Annotated in this window: 20 protein-coding genes; 6 read left to right on the forward strand and 14 right to left on the reverse strand. The window is 32.9% G+C overall.

Annotation, left to right across the window (positions count from 1 at the left end; all coding sequences use genetic code 11):
- Window positions 1–1146: 1146 nt before the first annotated feature.
- The 11 genes from SIB53_RS03920 to SIB53_RS03970 all read right to left on the reverse strand — a co-directional run bounded on the left by SIB53_RS03920 (window position 1147) and on the right by SIB53_RS03970 (window position 18186).
- The gene (locus SIB53_RS03920) at window positions 1147–2523 is read right to left on the reverse strand and encodes a tetratricopeptide repeat protein (RefSeq protein ID WP_413678893.1); all 1377 of its coding nucleotides are present in this window, start codon (window positions 2521–2523) and stop codon (window positions 1147–1149) included.
- A gap of 540 nt (window positions 2524–3063) precedes the next feature.
- Window positions 3064–3663, reverse strand: coding sequence for a 2OG-Fe(II) oxygenase (locus tag SIB53_RS03925; RefSeq protein ID WP_413678894.1), 600 nt, complete (start codon window positions 3661–3663; stop codon window positions 3064–3066).
- Window positions 3664–4539 carry a tetratricopeptide repeat protein gene (locus SIB53_RS03930; RefSeq protein WP_413678895.1) on the reverse strand — a complete coding sequence of 292 codons (876 nt, stop codon included), beginning with the start codon at window positions 4537–4539 and terminating at the stop codon, window positions 3664–3666.
- A 475-nt stretch (window positions 4540–5014) separates the two neighbouring features.
- Window positions 5015–7384 carry a tetratricopeptide repeat protein gene (locus tag SIB53_RS03935; protein ID WP_413678896.1) on the reverse strand — a complete coding sequence of 790 codons (2370 nt, stop codon included), beginning with the start codon at window positions 7382–7384 and terminating at the stop codon, window positions 5015–5017.
- Between the two features lie 471 nt (window positions 7385–7855).
- Window positions 7856–8164, reverse strand: coding sequence for a DUF1651 domain-containing protein (locus SIB53_RS03940; protein ID WP_413678897.1), 309 nt, complete (start codon window positions 8162–8164; stop codon window positions 7856–7858).
- 1100 nt (window positions 8165–9264) lie between these two features.
- Window positions 9265–9351, reverse strand: a complete 87-nt coding sequence (locus SIB53_RS03945; RefSeq protein ID WP_413679111.1) for a hypothetical protein — start codon at window positions 9349–9351, stop codon at window positions 9265–9267.
- Window positions 9352–9368: 17 nt separating this feature from the next.
- Complete coding sequence (locus SIB53_RS03950; protein ID WP_413678898.1) at window positions 9369–9467, reverse strand: pyrimidine/purine nucleoside phosphorylase; 99 nt, start codon at window positions 9465–9467, stop codon at window positions 9369–9371.
- Between the two features lie 735 nt (window positions 9468–10202).
- Entirely contained in the window at window positions 10203–11804 is a 1602-nt protein-coding gene (locus tag SIB53_RS03955; RefSeq protein WP_413679112.1) for a tetratricopeptide repeat protein, read from the reverse strand.
- 631 nt (window positions 11805–12435) lie between these two features.
- Window positions 12436–13125, reverse strand: coding sequence for a hypothetical protein (locus SIB53_RS03960; protein ID WP_413678899.1), 690 nt, complete (start codon window positions 13123–13125; stop codon window positions 12436–12438).
- Between the two features lie 430 nt (window positions 13126–13555).
- The gene (locus SIB53_RS03965; protein ID WP_413678900.1) at window positions 13556–15376 is read right to left on the reverse strand and encodes a tetratricopeptide repeat protein; all 1821 of its coding nucleotides are present in this window, start codon (window positions 15374–15376) and stop codon (window positions 13556–13558) included.
- A 992-nt stretch (window positions 15377–16368) separates the two neighbouring features.
- The gene (locus SIB53_RS03970; RefSeq protein ID WP_413678901.1) at window positions 16369–18186 is read right to left on the reverse strand and encodes a tetratricopeptide repeat protein; all 1818 of its coding nucleotides are present in this window, start codon (window positions 18184–18186) and stop codon (window positions 16369–16371) included.
- A gap of 358 nt (window positions 18187–18544) precedes the next feature.
- Between SIB53_RS03970 and SIB53_RS03975 the strand changes: the two genes are divergently transcribed.
- The 3 genes from SIB53_RS03975 (at window position 18545) to SIB53_RS03985 (ending at window position 20596) form a co-directional block, all read left to right on the forward strand.
- Window positions 18545–19267, forward strand: a complete 723-nt coding sequence (locus SIB53_RS03975; RefSeq protein WP_413678902.1) for a hypothetical protein — start codon at window positions 18545–18547, stop codon at window positions 19265–19267.
- Window positions 19268–19646: 379 nt separating this feature from the next.
- A complete protein-coding gene (locus SIB53_RS03980; RefSeq protein ID WP_413678903.1) occupies window positions 19647–20408 on the forward strand; it encodes a potassium channel family protein in 762 nt (253 codons plus the stop codon).
- 29 nt (window positions 20409–20437) lie between these two features.
- Window positions 20438–20596 (forward strand): hypothetical protein, encoded by a 159-nt coding sequence (locus tag SIB53_RS03985; RefSeq protein WP_413678904.1) that lies wholly within the window; start codon window positions 20438–20440, stop codon window positions 20594–20596.
- Window positions 20597–20820: 224 nt separating this feature from the next.
- Here the strand turns inward: SIB53_RS03985 and SIB53_RS03990 are convergent, their stop codons facing one another.
- Window positions 20821–21060, reverse strand: a complete 240-nt coding sequence (locus tag SIB53_RS03990) for a hypothetical protein (protein WP_413678905.1) — start codon at window positions 21058–21060, stop codon at window positions 20821–20823.
- 471 nt (window positions 21061–21531) lie between these two features.
- Window positions 21532–21849 carry a hypothetical protein gene (locus SIB53_RS03995; RefSeq protein ID WP_413678906.1) on the reverse strand — a complete coding sequence of 106 codons (318 nt, stop codon included), beginning with the start codon at window positions 21847–21849 and terminating at the stop codon, window positions 21532–21534.
- A gap of 191 nt (window positions 21850–22040) precedes the next feature.
- Between SIB53_RS03995 and SIB53_RS04000 the strand changes: the two genes are divergently transcribed.
- From SIB53_RS04000 to mrdA, 3 genes are read left to right on the forward strand one after another with little or no spacing between them, the layout of a single operon-like run.
- The gene (locus SIB53_RS04000) at window positions 22041–22661 is read left to right on the forward strand and encodes a hypothetical protein (protein ID WP_413678907.1); all 621 of its coding nucleotides are present in this window, start codon (window positions 22041–22043) and stop codon (window positions 22659–22661) included.
- A gap of 8 nt (window positions 22662–22669) precedes the next feature.
- On the forward strand, window positions 22670–23047 hold the full coding sequence (locus tag SIB53_RS04005) for a hypothetical protein (RefSeq protein WP_413678908.1): 378 nt from the start codon (window positions 22670–22672) through the stop codon (window positions 23045–23047).
- Between the two features lie 19 nt (window positions 23048–23066).
- A complete protein-coding gene (gene mrdA, locus SIB53_RS04010; RefSeq protein WP_413678909.1) occupies window positions 23067–24905 on the forward strand; it encodes a penicillin-binding protein 2 in 1839 nt (612 codons plus the stop codon).
- A 2-nt stretch (window positions 24906–24907) separates the two neighbouring features.
- Here mrdA and SIB53_RS04015 read toward each other — a convergent pair whose 3' ends face one another.
- Window positions 24908–25432, reverse strand: a complete 525-nt coding sequence (locus tag SIB53_RS04015; protein ID WP_413678910.1) for an NADPH-dependent FMN reductase — start codon at window positions 25430–25432, stop codon at window positions 24908–24910.
- Between the last annotated feature and the right edge of the window lie 20 nt (window positions 25433–25452).

Here is a 25452-nt window from a genome sequence, read left to right on the forward strand (position 1 = left end):
TAATTGCATTAAGAAAGGGACCCTGCTGCTTCAGCGTCCTTGAGTCCCTCTTCTCATTTACAGAACGAATTTTGGTAAGGAGTTGTTCTGCTTTACCTTTTCTAATCAATTCCACAAAGGGTCTACATCCGAAGAAATTCCTAATTAAATAACGTCTTCGCTACTTCCCAAGGGGTTGTATTCTGATATCTAAAATCAAAACTACTGATTGCTTTAAAGCAGTAATCCAAAAATAACGTGGGGAGGTGGAAATATCATTAGACCACTTTAGAAAAGGCACAAAAAAACCGCCCAGTTCTGTTAGGGCGGTTTCTTTGTGAGATCAGGCGCAAGTGTTTCCTTGTTTCCACTGCGGAGGATCTCAACTCCTCACAAATTCAAATTAATCAACGTCACGAATAGAGAAATGCTGAGTATTTGAGTTCTTCAACTGTCACATGTACCAATTCTGTACAACCAACCATTAAAAAAGCACCCTACTTGCGCGAAGTCGAGTGCCTTTTTACAACAGAACTATTGTGTGAGGAGTTGTTCTGTTATTTATTTTCTACTCCTATTTGCACCTTTTGTCACTACTAAAATGACAAACTGATGAGAACCTATAAAATAGGAATAAGAACAAAGGATCCAAGAATAAAAAGTGCCGACCTTTCACGAGTTCTATCAATAATTAGATCCTTAATCAAACCAACTCTCTGAATGGATTGAGGAAAAATAGAAGATTATGTATGAAACTTGGTTAATAGAACTCAATCAAAGAAATCTTGAGTTGGAAGGAAAAGATAGTTCGAAATGGGATTGTGCAACCAACGATGGTTAATAAAATCAAATCATAGAATAATTTGAATCCTTTTCATCGCTGGACTATGTCAGTTATTTACGAGTGGGTCACGATAAAATAATCCCTGAGAACCCAATGATACTTTATTCTTCTTGGTTGGAATTATTGTGTGGGAATAAAGAGTGGGATGAGAGCCCAGTCATAGACTGAATCCTTGAGTTTCATTAAAGTTTCACTTGTCACCTTCTCTATAGAAAAGTGGTAGAAGGATTGATTCTTCTACAATTTTAATAGCTGTTTTAATACCTGATTGATTGTCTTTTTAGAAATAATTAATTTTGTAAATATGTCTACTCATTTTAGACTTATTTGATAGACGCTTCAGGTTTATATAGGTAATTTTTAAATAATATAGAGAGACATTTCGGAGACAGGTGAATTTGATCGCACATATAAAGATTGTTATTTGCTCCGTCTTTATTTGATGTCAAGGCATAAACATCTAAAAAATACGAACCCCTAGTTAAAACTTCTTTTTTTAGAGTTGAATTGTATTGTTTGATTATTGCAATTCTTTTAATATCTAATTCATCAGGTAATTCTTTTTTCCTTGTTGGTGCTGGAACACCAAAGTAATATCTTCTTACGTAATTTTGAGATAGGACTTTTTCCATATAATCCAGATAGCCTTTAATCGTTTGTTTACATACCTCAGAAATATTTTTCTCCTTTTTGAGTGCGTAAGTAATTATACCTTCACTTTTTCTACAATCTATTTCTCCAAAAGAAATAAATATTTCATCACTATAATTATGATTTTTTATTTGTTGAGTTAATGAATCTTTCCATTGATTATGCTTTTTATTAGCAAAATGCCATGCTTTTCCTCCTGTTATTAGAACTGGTTGAATTGTTTTTATTTGTGAGGATATAGATAGAGTTTGATGAGCAAAAGAAAGACAATGACTTTCCCCAAAATGAGGTATTTTTGAATAATGATGTTGATTATCTTTCTCAAGTAGAGGATAGAGTGAAGTAATAAATCTGGAAAAAGTAAATGAATGCTTTCTATTTTTTTCATCTTTAATAGTTTTGATTGCCCCTTGATTTATTAATTCGTTGGTTTTGTTTATATTTATTAGGGTTCCTGAAAAATCTTTTTGTAGTAAATTCGCTATTGTGATTCGTAATGAAGCGAGCAACTTATATCCTTGATTGATTGAGTTTGATTGGAGTGTTGATTTTGATAAAAGAATCAATTCTTCTAATTTTCCGAGATCTCTTAATATGTTTCCCAGATGGGAATGCGCTATTGCGTAATCAGGGTTGAGTTCAATTGCTTTGCGAGTGGATAATTCTGATTCTTGTAAGTTGCCACGATCTCTCAAGATGAGTGCCAAATTGCAATGCGCATCAGCGAAATCAGGATTCAGTTCAATTGCTTTGCGATAGGAGCTTTCTGCTTCTTTTAATTTGCCACGACCATTTAATATGACTCCATAATTATTAAAAACCTTGTGATTATTAAACCCTTGATTTATACAATACTGATAACCTTTTGCTGCTTCTGAAATGTTTCCTTGGGAATGCAATTTAATTGCTTGATTAATTACTTGCTCTTTAGAAGGTTTAGAAGGAGTCTTAGTAGTAAGAGTCATATCTTTTTTGAGTTCTCCTAAAGTGAATCGAACTGAGAAAGTTTTGATTGTATTAATTTTCTGTTTTCTTTGCTCTTCTTTCAAAACTGCTTTTTTCTCACTGATGCCCTCCTTCCCATTTTATATCAAGACTATATAAAATATGATTAATATATGTACTATAGAGTTTATTTTGATTTGTTATGCCTAGTAGGTTTGTTCAATATCTCTACTAGATATATTGGACAAGGGGAGCAAATCAGCAAATCAGCAAAGCGTCATTTGATTTGATATGTTTTACTCAATCTCTATATCAATGTCTAAAATGGAAATATAAAAGAGAAGAAAGTGTCTCCTACGCGTTTAACAAATGTTTCACAAAATTATTGAAGGAAAAATATATTGAGTGAAGGACAGTGATAGAAGGACAATTTGGCGTGGAAACTATTGAGTGGGAGTAGTTTATACGTCTACTTCCCAGTGATAAATTTATTTCCAAATTTTTCTTTAATAAACCTATCCTTTATATATCCGGCTGAAGGTGTTGATATGTCTCGCTGCAAATATTTCGTACTTTTGTATGTTGGTTTGTCTCTTCTCTTCGCTTTTCACCAGTAAGAACATTGGATGATATTAATAGAAAAATTATTTAGCAAAATGTATCCAACCTGTGATGATGTATTTTGTTCCTGATTTTAATATGTTACCTCTGTGAGCGTGTGTCCATTCTGCCGGCCAAATTAACGTTAGTCCTTTTTTTGGTTGTATTTCAAGATCATAATGACTGAAATATGTTGAACCACCTTTTTCAATATTATTTAAGTAAGTCATAAAAGCAAAAACTCGGTGAGAACTTTCTATGCTTGACCGCTCAGTATGTATTTTTTTAAAATGTTGACCAGGCAGATATCTTTGAAGATTAAATGAACCAATTTCTAGTCCTTGAGCTAAATCTTTTAAAAAAGGCCATTCTTCAATGTATTGCTTGTAGCATTCAAAAAGTTTTTCGAAATATGTTCTAAACATTTCATTACTAGGATGAACAATTTCTTTAGGTGTAATCCTAATATCAATACTATCTTTGAAGTTAGTATTAACTCCATCAATTGTTCTTCCATTCCTTTGTTTGGCTAAATTGAGTTCAAAATAGTTTATAATCTCATCACATATTGATAATGGTTCAATAGTCCAAGATCCAATAAAATGAGGGTTTAAATTATTTGTATTAATGATAAAATTTTTCATTTAATTAATGATAATATTAGATTTTTTATAATTAAAATTAATCGCACCATTAGCTTCTCTTAGCTTAAATATTCCATCTCTTAATCTACCATTTTTTAATAGTATCTTACCTATTCCTTCTTTCGCTTCGTTGAGATTTTGATTTAAATTAATTGCTTTTTCATAGCATAAAAGAGCTTCTTTCAATTTGCCAAGATCTCTCAATATGTTTCCAAGATTGAAATGCGCTTCCGGGAAATTGGTATTAAGTTTAATAGCTTGACGAGTAGATAATTCAGCTTCTTTCAATTTGCCAAGATCTCTCAATATGTTTCCAAGGTTAAAATAAGCATTTTCGAAATGAGGATTAAGTTCAATAGCTTGACGAGTAGATAATTCAGCTTCTTTTAAGTTGCCAAGATCTCTCAATATGTTTCCAAGATTGGAATGTGCCTCTGCGAATTCAGGATCGAGTTTAATTGCTTTGCGGTATAAAATTTCAGCTTCTTTTGACTTGCCAAGATCTCTCAATATGTTTCCAAGATTGGAATGTGCCTCTGCTATATCAGGATTAAGTGCAATTGCTTTGCGGTATAAGATTTCTGCTTCTTTTGACTTTCCTAGATCTTTTAATATGACTCCATAATTACAAAAAACTCTGTAGTCACTGAAACCTTGACTAATGAAATCTTGATAATATTTTGCTGCTTCTGAAATGTTTCCTTGTGAATGAAACTTAAATGCTTGATTAATTATTTGTTCTTTAGAATCTTTAGGGGGTGTATTTATATTAATAGTCATATCTTCTTTGATTGATCCTAAATGAAATGGAACATCGAATATTTTTGCTTGAAAGACTTTCTTTTTCTCTTCTTTTTCGTGTAAAGATTCCTCCATCCCTTTTTAGTGCCTGATTAACTCTAGATACATTTTACATCTAACTCTATTGATACATTTATATTTTTACTGAACTCATACAGCGAGAAGAAAAACTAGTTCTTATATTATTTTTCTATGTAGCGATGTAGGACAAGGGGACAAAATTACTAAACTAAATGAGGATGTAAGGTGATTTACGCAATTTCTATATCAATGTGTAAAACGGAAATAGAAAACGGCACATATGTCTCCTATGCGTTTCAGATACATTTCATATGAGAATTGAGGAGAAATTGATTCAGTGAGGAACTGGGATTATAAGGAATATTTGGGGTAGGAACTATTGAGTGAGAGTAAAAGAAACGTCTACTTTCCAGTCATAATTTGATTTATGTGCTTTTACGTGACACCTTTTATCGTCTCCATGGAGAAATGGTAAAAAGTTGTTTTTCTCTACAAACTTAAAACCTGAAATTCTTTGTAAGTTGTGAGTTTATATTTCTGACACCCAGAACTGATACATTTCTTTGAAGGTATTTGGATGTTTTTCTTCGAATTTTACCCAGTTTTGTAAGTTTGTTTGCTTCTTATCTTCTGGAAAAGATTGCTCATAGACAGATTTAATTTGTTTTGGAAGTAAGAATCCTAGAAACTTTAATTCATTTGATTGTAGTGTTTCTTGTAGTCGTTTAATGGTGAATCTATGTTCTTGTGCATGAAAGCAAAGGTCACGGCATTCTGATAATGAATAAAAGTCCCCTCTATTTTTTAAAGAGTTTAAATTGCTTAACTCACTTGAAAAAACTTTTTGTCTAAAATTACGAATATCATCTTCGTTTGGTTGAAGTTGTTTACTGGCAATATAATTTTTTGCTTTGACAATATCTTGTCTTGCTAATTCACTATATAAACCTAACTTAATGAATCCATTGTTATTTAAAACTCCTACTAATGCTCTCAATCCTATTGAGGGATCGTCCATATGGTGTAAAACTCCAGAACATAAAATAATATCAAACTTTTTCTCTAGTAAATTAACTTCTAAGATATCCATGTGAATTAGTTCAACATTATCAATTCCAAGTTCATTTATTTTTCTTTGAGCATAAGCAAGACTAGATAAACTTAAATCTATACCAACTATTTTGGCATTTCTATATCTTTGTGCTTGTAATATTTGATTACCTGTTCCACATCCAGCAATTAAAACTTTTAATTGCTCGTTACCTAAGTTCTGACTTATATGATTTGGGTTGATTTCATTATTAATTCCTTGCATAATAGATATCTTTTGATTTTCTGAATGATTTGCATATCTCCATCTAGGATATGGATTTACCTCATATTGGGATTTTACTTTTTGAGAACAATCATCATTAATTGAACCTAATTTTTTAATATTTCTGGATAATTCAATTTCTTTTAGTGGTTCATTTATTTGTAATTCTATTAATTCTTTAAAACTTTGATTAGACGAATTAAAAGCTTGTAAAGCTGGTATTTTATCAAGAAGTTTATATAGTGGTGAATAACAAGATAAAATTGAAATCTTTGTTTCATTGATCTCACCATTCATGCATTGATAGATGATGGTATTCAAAGATATTTTTTCTTCTGAAGTAAATGAATAAACATATTCATTCAGGAAGCATTGTTCTCCTAAAGCAATAATAAATTGTAATTCTGAACAATTAATAAAATCTATATTCTTAGCGATACGATTGCATATATTTCTTCTTGTTTTGGTTAGTAGTTCCTCCAATTTAAGATCACAAAAGATAATCTTTTTAAGTGCATTAATTTTGCTTGTATCATTGATAATTAATTCTATTTCGGAAAAGTCTGAATCATATTTTTCTAGGATATTAACTATTTCATTTCTATATAAAAAGTTCCATGCATTGACTAATTCTTTATGATGTACATCATTTTTCTCTAAAAGAATATTTAATATATTTTTTAATTTTGATTTGTTTAACTTAGATAGATCTGAATATTTTAAAAATCTAGTGATTGAGGGGTAAATATTTGAAAGTGTGGGATTTGTATCAATTGCTTTCAGATAAGAATCAAATGCTTCTTCTGTTTTGCCAAGATCTCTGAATATATTTCCTAGATTTAAATGCGCAATTGGTAAATTAGGGTTGAGTTCAATTGCTTTGCGAATCGATAATTCTGCGTCTTTTAATTTGCCAAGATCTCTGAATATATTTGCCAGATTTAAATGCGCAATTGGTAAATTAGGGTTGAGTTCAATTGCTTTGCGAATCGATAATTCTGCGTCTTTTAATTTGCCAAGATCTCTGAATATATTTGCCAGATTTAAATGCGCAATTGGTAAATTAGGATTTAGTGCAATTGCTTTACGGTATGATAATTCTGCGTCTTTTAATTTACCAAGATCTTTTAATATAATTCCAAGATTGTAATGCGAATTTGCAAAATCAGGATTAATTTGAATAGCTTGACGAGTAGATAATTCTGCTTCCTTTAATTTGCAAAGATCTATCAATATGCCTCCTAGATTGTAATGAGCATCTGCAAAGTTGGGAACCAATTTAATTGCTTGGCGTGTTAATAACTCTGCTTTCTTTAAATTTCCTTTCGCTCTAAATATCTGTCCTAAGTTAGAATTAACCCTGGGATCAGAAAAACCTTGATCGAGGAATATTCGATAATATTTTTCTGCTTCTGAAATGTTTCCTTGTGAATGAAATTTAAATGCTTGATTAATTATTTTTTCTTTAGACGGCGCATGAGGAATACTATTTTCTTTTTTTTCTTCTAAAGCAAATGGAACTGAGAATGTTTTAACTTCAGTGATTTTCTTTTTCCCTTGACCTTGGTCACTAGATTCTTCCATATATACTTTTCTATCTTTTGATATCTTTCATTTTACTATTAATTCCAACCCTTATTCACTCACTCTTTAATCATTGCTTAATTTATAGAGAGATATCAAAAGGACTTTGTGGATTTAGTCCTTTACGAGGAGATACCAGACACGGGGATAAAATCACCAAATGGAAACAGGATGGAATATGATTTACTAAATCTCTATATCAATATTTAAAACCGAAATATAAAAGGTCAAACATATCTCCTATGCGTTCCACACACGTTTCATACGAGAATTGAGGAAAAATTAGTTGAGTGTTGAACTGGGATTATAAGGAATATTTGGGGTATTAACTATTGAGTGGAGGTGAATATGACTAATAAAAGGTAGTTATAAATAAAAGTTGTAGTTCCACGTTGTAATCCTGCGCTGTCTCTATGGAGAAATCGTAGATAGTTTGTTTCCTCAGAATTTAAAAAAGGCAACTAATCATATTTACGCAGCATCATCATCATCATTAATCTGATGCTTTATTAGTTCCCAATCTTGAGACAAAAGTTCCTGCCATGTCTCTACAGCACATTCGTAATCTAGTCTTCTTGTGTTTTTCAATTTGGTTGGGGTACCATCTTCAAGGCAATACCACAGTTGTGTGTAAACAGTTGGGGCAATCATTATCGACTTCGGATCACGAATAAAGAACAAACAAAATTCTCTCGTCGGTGCAACTAACCATCCTGTTGGTGCTGGCAAGGCTTCTCTGACTGGTTCATTCATGTAACTGATATCTGATGGAGGATTCATCTAGAAGAAGAGACAAAAAAAGGATCCTGCTCACTGGATCCTTCAGTTGCTAGTAGTTTGCGATGTGGAATAATCTAATACAAATATACTACTTTTGTCTAGATGGTCAACCAATAAATTTTCCATGAAAGAAGGGGACGAGATTTTGTCGCCCCCTTTAAGTTCAGCACCTTTGTATCTAGGTGAACAATCAATTCCTTTACCTAATCACTTCCCAGACCTACGGGAACATAAGTGCAAGAACTCCAACCCAGTTCTAATCAAAACGAATTATTCGAACATGAGAGTAAACACCTGTTTTGCTCCCAAAAAGAAAGACCTCTTGCCTAATAGTGGCACTAGGGGTCTTTCTCTATTACAGAACTATTTTTTTGTTGAGGAGTGTTCTGCTTTTCCTTTTCTAATCAATTCCACAAAGGGTCTACATCCGAAGAAATTCCTAATTAAATTACGTCTTCGCTACTTCCAAAGGGGTTTATTCTGAAATCTAAAATCAAAACTACTGCTTTGCTTTAAAGCAGTAACCCAAAAATAACGTGGGGAGGTTGAAATATCATTAGACCACTGTAGAAAAAGCACAAAAAAACCGCCCAGTTCTGTTAGGCGGTTTCTTTGTGAGATCAAGCGCAAGTGTGTCCTTGTTTCCACTGCGGAGGATCTCTACTCCTCACAGATTTAACCTATTAGAAGCATCAAGAGGACTCAAGGGTTAGCAGATGAGTTTCTCAACTGTCACATGTGCCAATTTCTTAAGATAAGGCACTAAAAAAGCACCCTATTGGATGCTCTTTTGGCACAGAACTATGTGTGAGGAGTTGTTCTGTAAATCCTTTCTAATCCATCGGATACAAAAAGGGAAATATCAGAAATAATCTCTAAATATTGAGCAAGTATCTGTTAGGTGTAAAAAATAAGATATTTTCTACTCTTGCGACAATCAGAATTTTTTCTCTCTGAAGTACTTCCACACGAAGAATGAGGTGACGGAGTGACAAGGGTTATCAATCGTCACCTCCACATTACTTCCACATTTCACCTTGGCACCGTCTTCATGGAGAAATCCTAGAAAGTCTTTTGCTCTACATTATGAATAAGATATTTTAATCATCACAATATGAGCACGTGTAGTTTACTAACTCTAAAACCTCTAAACAAAACGAAGAATTTTTATGCACATTGAAATCCATTCCCTTTGTTATTAATTTCAATCTTTATCACTTGCAATTTTTACATTTAGTTTTCCAGAATGGATTTCCATAAGCTCTCTTGACGCAGTTTGAAATTCATATCCACCCTCTAACATCACTCCTAATGTTTTTTTGAACTATCTTTTAAAAAGATGTTCCGACTAATAACTTTACCTTCAAAATAAATATTTGCTAATTTATCAACATCTACATTTTGATAGTTATTCATTGAGAAATTCCTGAATCTAATTTTCTAATCACATATCATAATCTATAGATATTGAGTTTCATTTCTGCACTTGTTATCCCAGTAATGATCTTGGGGTTGCTTTATCTATTCATCATTGAAAATAATGGTCTTCCAGATTGAATGGAACGTGTCTCAAGAAATAGAGGTTACGTCTGGACTTATGGAATTATTGCCATCGCCCTCGTTGGAATTCTTAGATATCTGATTCGATGATTAAGCAGCAGTATCATGTATCTTATGTTCAATTAATTCCCAATCATTAGAGAGCAATTCATTCCAAGCTTATGAGCGGACTCATAGTCCAAACGTCTGTGTTCTTGAATGTGGTTGGAATACCCTCTTCGGTGCAATATGAAAGTTTAGTGAAGACAGTCAGAGCAACCCTGACCTATTTCGGATCACGAATAAAGAACAGACAAAAATCACTAGTAGATGCCGACTAATTATCCTGTTGGTGTCGCCAATCCTTCTCGGATTGGTTGATTCATACTACTCCCCTTTAATTCAAGGCATCAAAAAGCACTTTGCTTACTAATATTACGAAAGTGCTATTGTGTGTGAATGATTATAACTACTAGAATGTGTTATTAAAGGTAAAATATCACTTCAATATTTCTACGCTTAGCTGATTTGACACTCTGTCCATAACTTCATGCCAATTATGACGTTCCTTTTGTCGGAATAATCTCATCGAGGGATACCAAAATGTAGTCTCCCCTCCCAGTCCCCAAGTCCAAAATGGTATATCTCTTAATAGTAACCATACTTTTTTACCGATGCCTCCTGCTAAATGTGCGATTGCAGTGTCACAAGTAATAATTAAATCACAGTTGTCAATGATGGCAGCATTTTCAAGAAAGTCCCAAGAGGAATTAATTTGTGGTTGGCATTGAACAAATTTATTTTTAAATGAACAATGATCTAATTGCTCTGAACCAAATCCTTTTTGGAGTGATAAAAAATTGAAATTACTATTTCTAGCAAGAGTAGAGAAAGTTTCTAAAGGAATTGATCTTCCTTGATAAAATGATCTTTCCATAGCTTGGCTTCCTTGCCAATTAATACCAATAATGGGTTGTCTCTCTTTAGAAAGTATATTTTTCCATTTCTGATTTAATTTATCCGTTGAATGAATATAGGGTTCGGAAATGATTGGATTTTTTGGACTTATTTGAAGAGTTCTAGGTAAAGATAAAAGAGGTATCCATTTACCTTCTGAGACGGTATTTGCTTGCTCTGGAGTTAATGGATTTTCATCAATGCCTGATGCTTGGATTAATGTATGTAGTTTTTCCTGAGCAGAAAATGCAACATCTATACCTTGACTTCTTAAATAAGGAATATAACGCATATATTGAAGTGTATCGCCTAAACCTTGTTCACTAATAACTAAGAGCTTTTCTCCTTTTGTTAATTTCTCATTCTCGACTTTTTTGATGTTTGCCTTGCCATGAGTACTAAATGATTTATCTGCCTTAAATCTGAATTCAAAGTATTTAAGACCAGATTCATAATTTCCCTTTAAGAGCTCTATTGATGAAAGATTGAAATAAGAATCAGCATCATCAGGATTGATTTCAATTGCTTTGAGAGTAGATAATTCTGCTTCTTTTAATTTGCCAAGATCACTCAATATGATTCCTAGATTAGAATGCGCCATTGCGTAATCAGGTTTTATTTCAATTGCTTTACGAGTAGATAATTCTGCTTCTTCTAATTTGCCAAGATTTTTCAATATGGTCCCTAAATTGGAATGAGCAACTGCTGAAACAGGATTCAGTTGAATTGCTTTACGAGTAGATAATTCTGCTTCTTCTAGTTGATAGAGATCTATCAATATATTTCCTAGATTTAAATGAGCATTGCTGAAATCAGGGTTTAGTTGAATTGCTTTGCGAGTCCAAAGTTCTGCTTTTTTCAAATGACCAAGATCTTGTAGAATTATTCCATAATTAGCAAATACTTTTTCATTACTAAAACCTTGATTTATGAATGATTGATAATATTTTTTTGCTTCAGAAATGTTTCCTTCTGAATGAAATTTAAATGCTTGATTCATTATTTGTTCTTTAGAAGGTTTAGAAGAAGTATTAGTATTCATAGTGATATTTTCTTTGATTTCTCCTAAAGGAAATTGAACCGGGTATGTTTTGACCTCAGTAATCTTCTTCTTTCCTTCTCCTTCTTGATTAGAACTATCCATCATCTGTTATCTTTTCTCTTTTTGTGTTTTCCGATTTTACTACTAATCTCAATCCTTATTAATTTTTACTGCAATCATTTACTACTTATAGAGCAAGATTAACTAATATTTTTCAATGAACTTTCAAGGATTGTTAATAAAATCAAATCATAGAATAATTTGAATTCTTTTCATCGCTGGACTATATATGTTATTCACGAGTGTGTCACGATAAAATAATCCCTGAGAACCCAATTATACTTTATTCTTTTTGGTTGGCACTATTCAGTGGGAGTTAATATAACTACTAAAAGTTGGTTATTGATTAAAAGTTTTAGTTCCACGTGAGTCCAAAGCAAAAATTGATGAATCTGGCTTCAATGGTTCAGGAGACGTGTTCCATGTGGTCAAATAGGGGGATAAATTTACTTTCACCACTCAATAATTTCAGCAAGTGCTATTGAGTAGGAGTAACGGGAACGTCTACTTTCTAGTGAAAACTGAATTCTTGGTGTTTCACTCTGGATTTATTTGCTAATCAATACTAAGTACTAAGGGTGATAGGCTTTTTGAAAGGTTCTTTTTACACAGGTTTCACATAAACTCTTTGCTATATCTTTAGAAAATACTAATAGAAAGAAAAATTTGATATTTAATAATTGATAATTTCTGAGGAAAAATATTCTCCTATTATTAATTTTGTTTGATTACCCATAGACCCTTTCTCAGTAGAAAAGTAATTTTCTTTAAGAGCTATTCTAAAGTCAAATGAAACCATTGTTTCTTTATCGTTATTGGGTTTGGATCCATGCTCACAATTTATATGATCAAAACTCAATATTTCACCATACGGACAATCAAGATGCTTGAATTTATTACTATTAGGTTTTTCCTCTACATGAAATTCTCCGCTTCTGTAATTTGCTAAACCTAAATTAAAGTTTACTTCATATGATTGGTGATTAAAATCTGAGTCTTTGTGAAAAGATCCAACAAAAATATTTCCAGGTAAACCAACTCTTAAGGTTGGAATTTTTTGGTAATAAAAGGGATAAGGGACTATTTTTGATATTTCTGCTCTGATTAAATTTTGATAAATATTTTTAATTTTATTTGGAAAGTTAGCATAAAAAATCTTATGAACTAATATTGGTTGCCCCTTGGTGAGCAGATCAAAATTTCCTAGGAAGTGATGTAATTGACTTAACTTTACACCAAGGAGTGTTTCTAATTCTTCTTTAAAAGGATAACTTATAGTTGAGTATTTAAATTTTTTAAAATGTAAATCATTTCTAATTTTTTCTGCCAATGTTGATTTTTTTATATTTTTGTTAGCTTTCATATGATGACTATAAATACTTGGAATTGTTAAATCTACTATAATATTTAATTTGTATATATAGAATATGTTGTATAAATTTTTTAGATTTTTGATAATAATTATTCATCCTTGTGACAAAATATGTTGGAGGAATCTAAGTTGATTAATAATTAAGTGTTTAATATGGTTTCTGTAATTATTAATGAGATAAATTTTATTTTACCCTCTGATTAAAGATATAGGACAAGGTGGCATAATCACTAAACGAAAAAGGATGTAATTTCATTTACTCAATCTCAATCTCTATATCAATGTCTAAAATGGAAATATAAAAGGGCAAATATGTCTCCTGATCGTTTCCCATAAGTTTCCCACGAGAATTGGGAGAAAATTGCTTGAGTGATTGACTGGAATTACAACGAATATTTTTGGTAGGAACTATTGAGTTGGATTAAATTTTTGTTTTCGGAGTGTGCCTAGAATGAAAGTCCCTATTTAAATAATTGAAATTTTGAGGTCCTTTTATTTCTTCATGAGTAATTTGATTTACACTTTCATCACCTATCTTTTGCGCATATGCGATCCAGTTTCTCATTATAAGAAAATTATTTAAATTAAATCCCTCAACACTTTTGTTTGCTTGACCCCAATCTTTGTTACCTTTATCTATTTCTTGTTCTATACTTCTCCAGCTCTTATTGTAATTCATTGGTTGATCTCCAGATATTTTTATCTCTTTATATTGTGGGAATTCTAGTGGATATTCAGAACAACCTCTTTTTACTGTGGAAATTAAATCAATTCTAATATTGTTTTGAAGATGAATATTCAACTTTTTTGATATCTCTAACGCTTCTGTGAGACCTAAACAATATATCAGTCCTTTATAAAATCCTGAGATATTATCTCTTCCCTCGACCATACATTTTCGAGTATTCTTATTCTTCAGCTCTAGAGTATTGAAAACTAAAAAAAGTTTAATTAATTCAATTATTGAATCAACTTCAACTTGAACTTTATAACATCCAAAGCAAAATTCAGGAATTATTTTTTTTTGATTAAAAATTAGCATATGTCTTTTGCAATTTAAATTCATTGCATTTCTTTTATACACTTGTGATAAAGATATTTCTAGATCCAGATTATATTTTCTATAAATCTTTAGTCCATCCTTATAAAGTTTTATTGCTTCTTTATCAGTGATTATTGATTTATCTTGCTTTCTGAGATTGAGATCTCTGAACTCTTTGTTTATTAAATATAGTGGATTTGAACTAATGATTTTTGGTTCGTATTTTGTAAGTAAACTTATTAAATTTTTTTTAATAGATTTATTTTTAGGATCGATTTCAAGTCCTTTTTTATATGATGATTCTGCGTCTTTTAAGTTTCCAAGATCACTCAATATGTTTCCCAGATTGCAATATGCATCGGTGAAATTAGGATTAATTTTAATTGCTTTACGAGTAGATAATTCTGCGTCTTTTAAGTTTCCAAGATCACTCAATATTATTCCCAAATTGGAATGTGCTCTTGCGAAATCAGGTTTCAGTTCAATAGCTTTTCGGTATGCCAATTCTGCTTCTTGTAATTTGCCAAGATTTTGTAATACCATTCCCAGATTGGAATGTGCTTCAGCGAAATTAGGTTTGATTTCAATTGCTTTGCGAGTAGATAATTCTGCGTCTTTTAAGTTTCCAAGATCACTCAATATTATTCCTAAACTGGAATGTGCTCTTGCGAAATTAGGTTTCAGTTCAATAGCTTTTCGGTATGCCAATTCTGCTTCTTGTAATTTGCCAAAATCTTTCAATATGATTCCAAGATTGTAATGAGCATCAGCATAATCAGGTTTCAGTTCAATTGCTTTGCGGTATAAAATTTCAGCTTCTTTTGACTTGCCAAGATCTCTCAATATGTTTCCAAGATTGGAATGTGCTTCAGCGAAATCAGGTTTAATTTGAATTGCTTTGCGTAATGAGCTTTCTGCTGCTTTTAATTTTCCAATACCTTGTAAAATTCCAGCATAATTAGAAAAAACTTGGTGATTATTAAAACCTTTATTTATAAAATTTTGATAAAGTTTTGCTGCTTCTGCAATGTTTCCTTGATTATGAAATTTAAATGCTTGATCAATTAATTGTTCTTTAGAAGGACTATTTTTAGTAATAGTAATATTTCCTTGATTTTCTCTTAAAGGCAATGGAACTGAGAATGTTTTCACCTCAGTAATTTTATTCTTTTCTTCTCTTTCTTGACTAGAACTATTCATGTTCTTTTATCTTTTCTCTCTTTTGGTTCTTCCCATTTTACTACGGATTTTAATCCTTATTAATTCTTTCTTGAATTATTTATTATTTATAGAGCATGATTAATTAACATTGCCAATAAACTTTCTAAGATTCGTTACTAAGAATTTATTTAGGACTTCTCTACGTATTCAAAATTTCGTGATATTTAAAAAGCATATTTCATGAAGAAGGCGGCGAGATTTTGGTCGCCCCCTCGAGTTCGCACTCATCATTCCAAATGAACTTTCCATCCGTACTAATCAACTTCGATCTAATGGTAAGCAAGTGATAGAACTCATGATTTATTTCTAATTCTTCTACGATTCAAATTCATTAATTAGAAGTACCTGCTTAGGCCTTATGTCAAATCCTGAAAATGACCTTGATATTACTTATGCAGTTGGGAATGCAAAGACTTTTAGGCAGGAAACTGAGATTGGAGAAATAATTAAAAAACGAAATTGATTGGGATGGAAATTAACTTCTACTAGTACAGCAGTGCTTGATACGACTGAACAGTTCTCTAACTTGTATCTTTTTTTGGAGAAACAAGATGAGTAAGAAAAAAGAACAATTCAACGTGACGCAAGGCATTACTCTTTTGTTGTTAAAAAAACTTGTTTTATCTGCGAACGTCGCTTTTCTAATGATTTTTTTTATTACTAACTCAACAAACAAAATTGTGATCAGGATTAATAGTCACAAAAAAACCTGCTCAAAGCAGGTCTTTTTGAAGATCAGTCGCAAGTGTTTCCTTGTTCCCACTGCGGAGGATCTCAACTCCTCACAATTCAAACATAATGAAAGTGCAGATAAGAGGAATGATGAGTATTTTAGTTTCTTAACTGTCACATGTGCCCAATTGTCGAAAGTAAGGCATTAAAACAACACCCTAACTATTCGAAGTTGTGTGCTTTTGTACAACAGAATTATTGGGTGGTTGGGAGTGATTATAATTACTTGATTTGTGTTATTAATTGAAAATATTATTTTTATATTTTATGTTGATTTGATTTGATACTCTCTCCATAACTTCTTGCCAATTATGTCGCTCTTTTTGTCGAAATAATTTCATCGATGGATACCAAAATGTGTGGTTCCCCTTAACTCCCCAAGTCCAATAGGGTATATCTCTCAAAAGCAACCAAACTTCTTTGCCCATTCCTCCAGCTAAGTGAGCGATTGATGTGTCACAAGTAATAATTAAATCACAGTTCTCAATGATGGCAGCATTTTCAAGGAAATCCCAAGTGGAATCAATTTGTGGTTGGCAATCAATAAACTTATTTTTAAATGAGCAATGGTTTAATTGCTCCGAGCCAAATCCTTTTTGGAGAGAAAGTAAAGTGATTTCATTGTGGTCAAAAAGCTTGGAGAAACTTTCTAAAGGAATTGATCTTCCCTGATAAAAAGATCTTTCCAATTCTGGGTTGCCTTGCCAATTGATACCAATTATTGGCTTTTTCTCTGAGGAGAGGATTTTTTTCCATTTCTGATTTAATTCTTCTGTTGAATATATGTATGGTTCAGTAATGATTGGCTTCTCTGGAGTTATTTGAAGATATCGAGGTAAAGATAATAGTGGGATCCATTGTCCCTCTGAAACTAAAGTTGACTGCTGTGGTGTTAATGGATTGTGATCAATACCCGATGACTGGATTAATGAATGTAGTTTGGTTAGAGCACAAAAAGAAACATCTAGACCTTGACTTCTGAGGTAAGGAATATAACGCATATATTGAAGCGTATCGCCTAAACCTTGCTCACTAATGACTAAGAGCTTTTCTTCTTTCTCTATATTTTGATTATCTACTTGTTTTATTTTTGGTTTCCCATGAGGAGTAATAGGCTTCTTGATTTTAGATCTAAACTCATAGTTTTCTAGACCATTTTTATAGTCGCCTTGAAGTAGTTGAAGTAATGAAAGATTCCATGATGCTTCAGCGTAATCAGGATTGAGTGCTATAGCTTTGCGAGTGAATACTTCTGCTTCTTGTAATTTGCCAAGATCACTCAATATGCCTCCAAGATTAGATTGAGCCTCTGCGAAATGAGGATTAAGTTCAATAGCTTTGCGAGTGGATACTTCTGCTTCTTGTAATTTACCAAGATCTCGTAAAATGCTTCCCAGATTGGAATGCACCTCTGCAAAATCAGGATTAAGTTCAATAGCTTTGCGAGTGGATATTTCTGCTTCTTGTAATTTCCCGAGATCTCTCAAAATATTTCCTAGATTGGAATGAGCCTCAGCGAAATCAGGATTAAGTTCAATAGCTTTGCAAGTAAATACTTCTGCATCTTTTAATTTGCCAAGATCACTCAAAATGTTTCCCAAATTGGAATGAGCCAATGCGAAATCAGGTTTCAGTTCAATAGCTTTTCGGTATGCCAATTCTGCTTCTTGTAATTTGCCAAGATCTTTCAATATGATTCCAAGATTGTAATGAGCATCTGTGTAATCAGGATTAAGTTCAATTGCTTTGCGAGTAAATACTTCTGCATCTTTTAATTTGCCAAGATCTTTTAATATGACTCCATAATTACAAAAAACTCTTTGATCCTTGAATTTTCGATTGATGAAATATCGATAATGCTTTAAGGCTTCTAGAATATTGCCTTGTGAATGAAATTTAAATGCTTTATTAATTATTTGTTCTTTAGAAGGGTTCGAGGGAGTCTTCGTACGAATAGTAATATTGTCTTTAATTTCTATTGAGGCAGATGGTATTGGGAATATTTTTACCTCAGAGATGTTCTCATCCTCTGGATCTTTTCTGTATAAAACTTTCACCTATTCCACTGTTGGTTTTTTTATTTTACTACTGACTCTAACTCGATTTAAACTCTGACTTGTATCACTTTTATTGGAGTTTGGAAGATATCAAAATAGCCAGTTTCTGGTCGATTAAGTAAGCGAAGAAGAAAGCCTTAATGCTGAGCGAAACACGATTTAAAATGATTTACGATGCTTGTGCTAGTTGAAACTGTTGGATATTAATAAATTATCAATTCTGAAAGACTGACCATGGCTTTATGAGCAATTTTCATGTTTCGGTCGTTCTGTTGAACTGCACATTTCTATCTAATACTCACTATGGCGAGCATTCGAAAAAGACGTGATTATTTCATTAAGAGACAGTTCGGATCCAATGCCATTTGAAGTTACTTACAACGGAGATATTCAATACATTAAGGTTTTTTATTCTACTAAGAAAACGAGAGAGGGAAAATACTATGGAGACTTCTACAAACAAATGGACCTATTAGCGAGTGACTTAAAACGTCTTAAACAGGAACTTGATGAAGATAGTGCAAAGGCATCGAAGATTGCGAAAGATGGAGCGAATAAGGCACTTGCCGAAAGATTTGGCTCACTCCGATACATCGTTGATGAGCGTCATTGGGACGAAGACATAGTTATTAGCAAGATATTGGATGATAGAAAAGAAGAGATGTTCGCGTTAGCACAAAAGACTTTTAGTTATGAGGTTCTTCTTGAGGAGGACGGGACAGAGGAATACACAATACACTTGGAAGAAGGAGGAATAGAAGTGGATGATGAGGTTGTAGAGACATCGATAATGGAGTTTTTTGATTCTGATGACTACCATCAATGGAATGAGGCCAAATTAGAACAACTGGAACAACTTGATTGGTTTATTATCTGGTCGAGAACAGAGGCAGGAGAATTTAAGACAGAGGGTGGGAAGCATGAGGGAAATTTTTCATCGAAGGAATTAAATATGAAAAATTGTTTGCTTACATACAGAGATTTACCCCTTGTTGTTCCGTCTAATGGCACAGACATCTTTAGTAATGAACTGGAAATTCATTTTGCAGATGAAACCAGAGCCTCTCTTGAAATGCCCTAGGCTTAACAGTATTTTAATTAAATGATACTCAACTAAATTTAATCATTGCTAATTAGCCTATCAGTGGATGCTGCAAGGTTTATCCATCCATCACATACTGCTTTATTCATTTAACTCATATTTCAGTTTTGATTGGCAAGAGAAAACCTTTTTGAATGAATAAATGCATCTGGAAAAATATCACTAGTTTTGTAATATCTTTAAAAAAGTTGTCTTATGTACTCCTAATTAGCAGTTGCTAGATGAATCAATCGGCTTGTTTGAGAGGTTTTTCGTATATGCGTTCAATCATTGTATTTAAGTTCGGCAAGAGATTAGAAGAAAATTCAGCAAGATTTGATTAACTTATAGGCATTCTTCTATGAGTTTTTATGTGGTGATGAATGAATTACGTCTAAGAATCTATGAGCAGATAATTAATCAAACACCCGGAGGAAAAACTTCTTTATTCAATAAAATATGTGGCATTACTATTTTTATTTCGATTTTCTTTGCAGTTATCGTTACTGAAAATTCAATTGATTATCAGTTTGGTGATCAGATAGACCTGCTGGATAGGATAATTGGTGTTTTATTTTGCATAGAATACTTTTGTCGTTTATGGGTCGCACCTTTAGAAAAAAAATATCAAGACGGTTGGAAAGGAGTTTTCAGTTATATGATTTCACCAATGGCAATTATTGATGTAATTGCAATCATCCCATCTTTTATCGGTGTTCGAGCAGAATTAAAAATTCTTAGGATTATTCGGCTCTTGAGAATATTGAAAATTGGAAGAAGTGAAAAATTTAAGCAAAGTATCTATCATTTTAATTTTGCACTTCGATCAAAGAGTCAAGAATTACAAATATCGACTTTTTATACAGTCTTACTTCTATTGATAAGTAGTACTGGTATGTATCTTGCTGAATCTTCTATTCAACCAGAATTATTAGGTTCAATTCCAAGATGTCTCTGGTGGTCAATTACAACTGTGAGTGCTGTTGGTTATGGAGATTCCATACCAGTTACAGCAGTTGGAAAAACTATTGCATCGATTACTTCTCTTATGGGTATTGCTGCAATAGCAATACCGACTGGAATACTAGCTTCTGGATTTAGCGAATCAATTGGGGGGAAAAAGAATAATGAATCACAATAAAATTAATTTCCTAGCAATACTTGATAGAAATGAAATTTACATCACACAACGGAAAATCCTTTGATAAACAACAAGCAATTGATCTTATGGTTTCATTAATTGCAACTGATGCCAACTCAGAAAAGAAGTTGAAAGGTTTTTATAATTCATTATCGATGACAGAATTATACGAAGAGTGGAATGAGTAACCCAATCAAGTATTGGTTTTTAATTTCCAGTAAAAATACGTGTCTTACTAGTAATAAATACCTAAGAAGGCAGGCTTCTTGGAGAAGATACTGCAGTACATATACTGTATTTTGAGAAGCTCTACTCAAGAACCCTATAGGAATTTGTAAATCTGGTCAAAACTGTGCTCTCTCCCCTTGAGTCAATCAAAAGGTTTCGGCAGAGTTGTTTGGTCAGATTTTTATTATTTACCTCCATTGCAGAAGCGAACTGCGCCTGAAAAGCTTTTACCAGTCGCTTGAACCTCATCAACACAGTCGTTGAAGATTTTTGATTCTTTCTTGATGGTGCAAAAACTTAAAGCAATTACAGAAAGGGCAATAGCAGAAACAACAGTAGAACCTAGTTGTATGAAGCCATAGACAAACATTAATTTCCTCTTTCTAGAGCACATATTTCTGTCTGTTTTATCCTCTTTAGTCATTTAAAAATAGTTTTACGATAATTTAATTGATTCACTTGTTACATCGTCAGACAACTGGTAGAGAATACCGTTCTAATTACCTGTTTGGATCTTGCTTTTTCAAGTCAAAAATAATTGGATAAGAACCTCATTGTTCTGAACAAGGCCGTTTTTATGGAGATCTTCGCAAGTGTTGCTTTCTGTCACTAGGGAGGATCTGAACTCTTTGTAGGTTGAAATGTACCCATTTGAAGGGAATTCAAATTTTAGTAAGTGAGTTTACTGAATGTCACATTTGAAAATTCGAAAAATTAGCCATTAAAAAAGCACCCTGCTTAAATGAAGTGGGTGCTTTTTTAACAGAACTATTGTGTGAGGAGTTGTCCTGTTAATTTATTAGTACTCCTATTAGGACTTTTTGTCACTACTAAAAAACAAAATGACTTAGCTCATGAGACTGGATTGATTTATATTTATAGTCTGTAAGATGAATTAGTCTTCTGCGTTTTCAAACTGTTTTGCTAATCTGAAGGCTTTTCTTAGAATTAAATATATTCCGTATAAACCAGCAATTAAGGGAAGAACTATTAGAGGGTTTGGACTGTAGTTAGAATAATCTTTTACACCGTCAACATATTCGATACCTGAGCATTTGAGGTACAGAAAACTTGTGAATATAATGCCCCATCCAATGATTGATAGAATCCCTCCTTTTTTGTCACCTTCATAAAATCTATCTAAACCCCAACCCCAACCAATAGCAAGGATCACTCCTCTAGTGATAGCATTTTTTTCTTGCTTACGAAGCATTTCTTTTGTTTGAGTATGTTCGCTATGAACATAACTGAATAATTGTTGTTTTGCATGAATTGATCAAAATAAATTCTATGTGTAATCTTTAAGAGTTAGATCTATGTGGATATTTCTAGGTTGCTTAATCTGATTGTAGGGGTGGTCTACTTCAAAAAAAAAAGATAACTTAGTTCAATGGCTGATTACTTTTGACAGTTGCACAACAGACTGATTCGCATTTAAGCCGACGGCTTCAGAAGGATAGTATTACTATTTCAGGAAAGGTTATTTACATTAATCCTTTTCTATATTGGAGACGCTTCGACAACAATACTGATAGATGGTTAAGAGAGCCTGGCCAGTTAGGAGAGGATCAGATCAATCTTAATAGAGCTCGTTTTTATCCTGAAGTTGATTGGACTTTTCTTAGAGACGAAGAGCGCGTTATTAAAGATGCGGCTGTTGAAATGTTTTTAAAAACGCTTGAATTAATAGGTACTTTTCACCCACAGCTTACTGCAGGACAATTGCTAGAAGTAGAGCGAAAAATGGCAGTAACTAAAAAAAAGTCTTTTGAGCGTTGGGTAGAAAAATCTTTTAGAAAAAAAATTAATCAAGCTTCTAAAGAGAGAAATAGATTTGCTAGAGAACGTTTCATAAGAGGTTGGAGAGAATGGTTAACTCTTGAAACTACCCATCAAGCGTTTCTCCCATTTACTGCAATAATTGTGCTGTCTATATTTGCTGGTTGGTCCATAGGGATTTCAAATAATAGTTGTACTCCTTACTTTCCAACGTCAGAAACAGGTATTCTTAAAAAGCATTTGTAAAGCCAATTATGGCTAAAGATCAATTAAGGGACTTCCATTTATTTGCGGTGGAGTCTGTCTTACCTTTTGGGATGGGCATTATTAATAATGCTAAAGCTGGTGGCTTTCAGAAAATAATGGATGTATTTAAATCAAAAGATCCTTTTTCAGAATTCCAAGTTGATGGTGAAGTCTCTGCTAAGACAGCGAGGGATAAGATTGATCAATTGTTTCCTGGCTTAGGTTATCCAGTGGTTTCAGTTGATGTAACTGTTGAAGAGGAATACCCTGACTATGAAAGTCATGATCAAGATTCTTTAATTTCAACTTTAAATAGAATCGATAGTGAACTCTCTCAATTGAGACGTTGTTTAGGTAATGACTCATTAAATATAGATAATAAATAAATATTCTTGATTTGTAGAGATGAAGAAACAAGAAAAATTACATCTCAGTTCTAAAAAGCATGTTGGTGCTTTTAATCAACCCCTGATTTTCTTTTTGTTCATTTGTTTTATTTTTTTAGTCACAGGTGTTCGTCTTTTTTGGCTACAAATAATTAATGGACCTTATTATAAAAAACTTTCAGAAGAAAATAGAATTAAACTGATTGCTAATCCACCAATAAGAGGAAGATTATTAGATCGTAATGGTGTAGTTCTTGCCGATAATAAACTTTTTTACTCGTTATCTGTTCAACCTAGACTTTTAACTAATAGTAAATGGATTGATCTTAAACAGTCTTTAGCTGAATTGTTTAATATTTCTACTGATCAATTAGAAATTGCATTTAATAAAAGTCACTCCGACAGTCCTTATAAAAAAGTACTGTTAAATGATTTATCGGTCGACCAAATTGTTAGGTTTAAAGAACAAGAGAATAATTTGTATGGTGCACAAATTGATATTGGTTTAATTAGGAATTATCCTTATAAATCTTTAGCTGCACATGCTTTGGGTTATACACAGTTGATAACTCAAAATGAGTTTTCTAAGCTTTCAGAAAGAGGTTATAAATTATCTGATCGAATCGGAAGAAAAGGTATTGAAGCTGCTTTTGAATCTGAATTGAGAGGTAAATGGGGAGGTGAAATGCTTGAAATTGATTCACTAGGTACAGTTCAACGCAGCCTGGGGTTAAAGTTGCCAAAAGCTGGTAAGGATATCAAACTAACACTTGATCTAGACCTACAACTTACTGCAGAAAAAGTTTTGTCAGACAAAATTGCTGGAGCAATAGTAGCAATTGATCCACGTACAGGTGCAATTAGAGCAATAGCTAGTCAACCTACTTTCGACCTCAATTTATTTTCTCAGCCTTTTACAAATAACCAGTATGACAATCTTTTTTTGTCATCGAATCTTCCTCTTTTGAGTAGAGCATTTAATGCATATGAACCAGGGAGTACATGGAAGCCTGTAACTGCTTTGGCTGGCATGGAAAGTGGTGAATTTCCTGCTAGCAAAAAATTAAATACCTTTCCTTGTATTACATATGGGAGTCATTGTTTTCCAGAATATAATAAAAGAGGTTTTGGATTGATTGGATATGAAGATGCCCTCCGAGTCTCTAGCAATACATTCTTTTACCAAGTTGGTGTTGGGTCTGGTTCGAAGGCTTTATATGATGCCGCAGTCAAACTTGGCTTCGATAATTACACTGGAATAGAAACTTTTCTTGATGAAAATAAAGGCTTAGTAGGGAATAAGAAATGGGCTGATGATGATGGTCGTGATTGGGGAAAACCTGGAGAAACTCCTTGGATGGTAGAGGATATGGCTAGTGCATCGATTGGTCAATCTGTTGTGCTAGTGACTCCATTGCAATTAGCACGAGCATATGCGGTTTTTGCAAATGGTGGTTATTTGGTTACTCCTCATTTAGTTGATGCCAATATAAACTGGAGATCAAAAAAATATACACAAAAAGTAGAAATTGAAGATACGACACTCGACACAATCCGTCGTGGGCTTCGAAAAGTAGTAACGAGTGGTACCGCTATGGGAATAAATTTAGATACCTCTATTTTCCCTCCAGTCGCTGGTAAAACTGGAACAGCCGAAGATAGTAGTGGAGGTGCTGATCATGCATGGTTTGCTGGCTTTGCACCTTATGACTCTGGTGAAATAGTTATTGTTGCATTTGCTCAGAATACCCCTGGTGGTGGTTCAGTACATGCTCTACCTATGGCAAAAAAAATGTTGCAGAAATGGTATGAGTTGCAGTCTAATAACCAATCAAGTAGCGGTAAAGATGAGGAATAGTTTTAGTTTGTATGATTTAGTTGTAGTAGTTGATTTAAAATGGCGTTGATTGATTTATCCTCAGCAACTTTTGATTTATTCGTAGCTAATTGACGACCTAAGACTAAAGCCCCAAGGTGGGTTAATTGAATTCGCATCGAAAGTAATAACTCCATACATCCTCCTCCTGAAAAACTTGCAATTGCAATTGGACGTTCGTTGAATAAACTTCGAAAATCTGTTCCTTGAACAGACAGCCAGGCTATTGCATTTGTAAGAATTGGAGGAATTGAGCCGTTATATTCAGGTGCGCAAATGACCCAGTGTGAGTGGCTTTCCATTTGAGTATTGATCGACTTAAGGTTTTCTGGTGCTTTATCTTTGGAATTATGACGTGGATTAAATATAGGTAAATCATTTTTTGATTCTGTCAAATCAAGTAATTCGCATGAGTAATTTAGTTCCTTGCTTGCGACTAGAAATCTTTTGGCTAGTTTGAGATTTTCACCATTACTAGCAGCTATAACAAGAAGCTTTTTATTAGACATTGTTAATAAGGAAGTGTAAA

Source organism: Prochlorococcus sp. MIT 0916 (genome assembly GCF_047305155.1).
GTDB lineage: Bacteria > Cyanobacteriota > Cyanobacteriia > PCC-6307 > Cyanobiaceae > Prochlorococcus_B.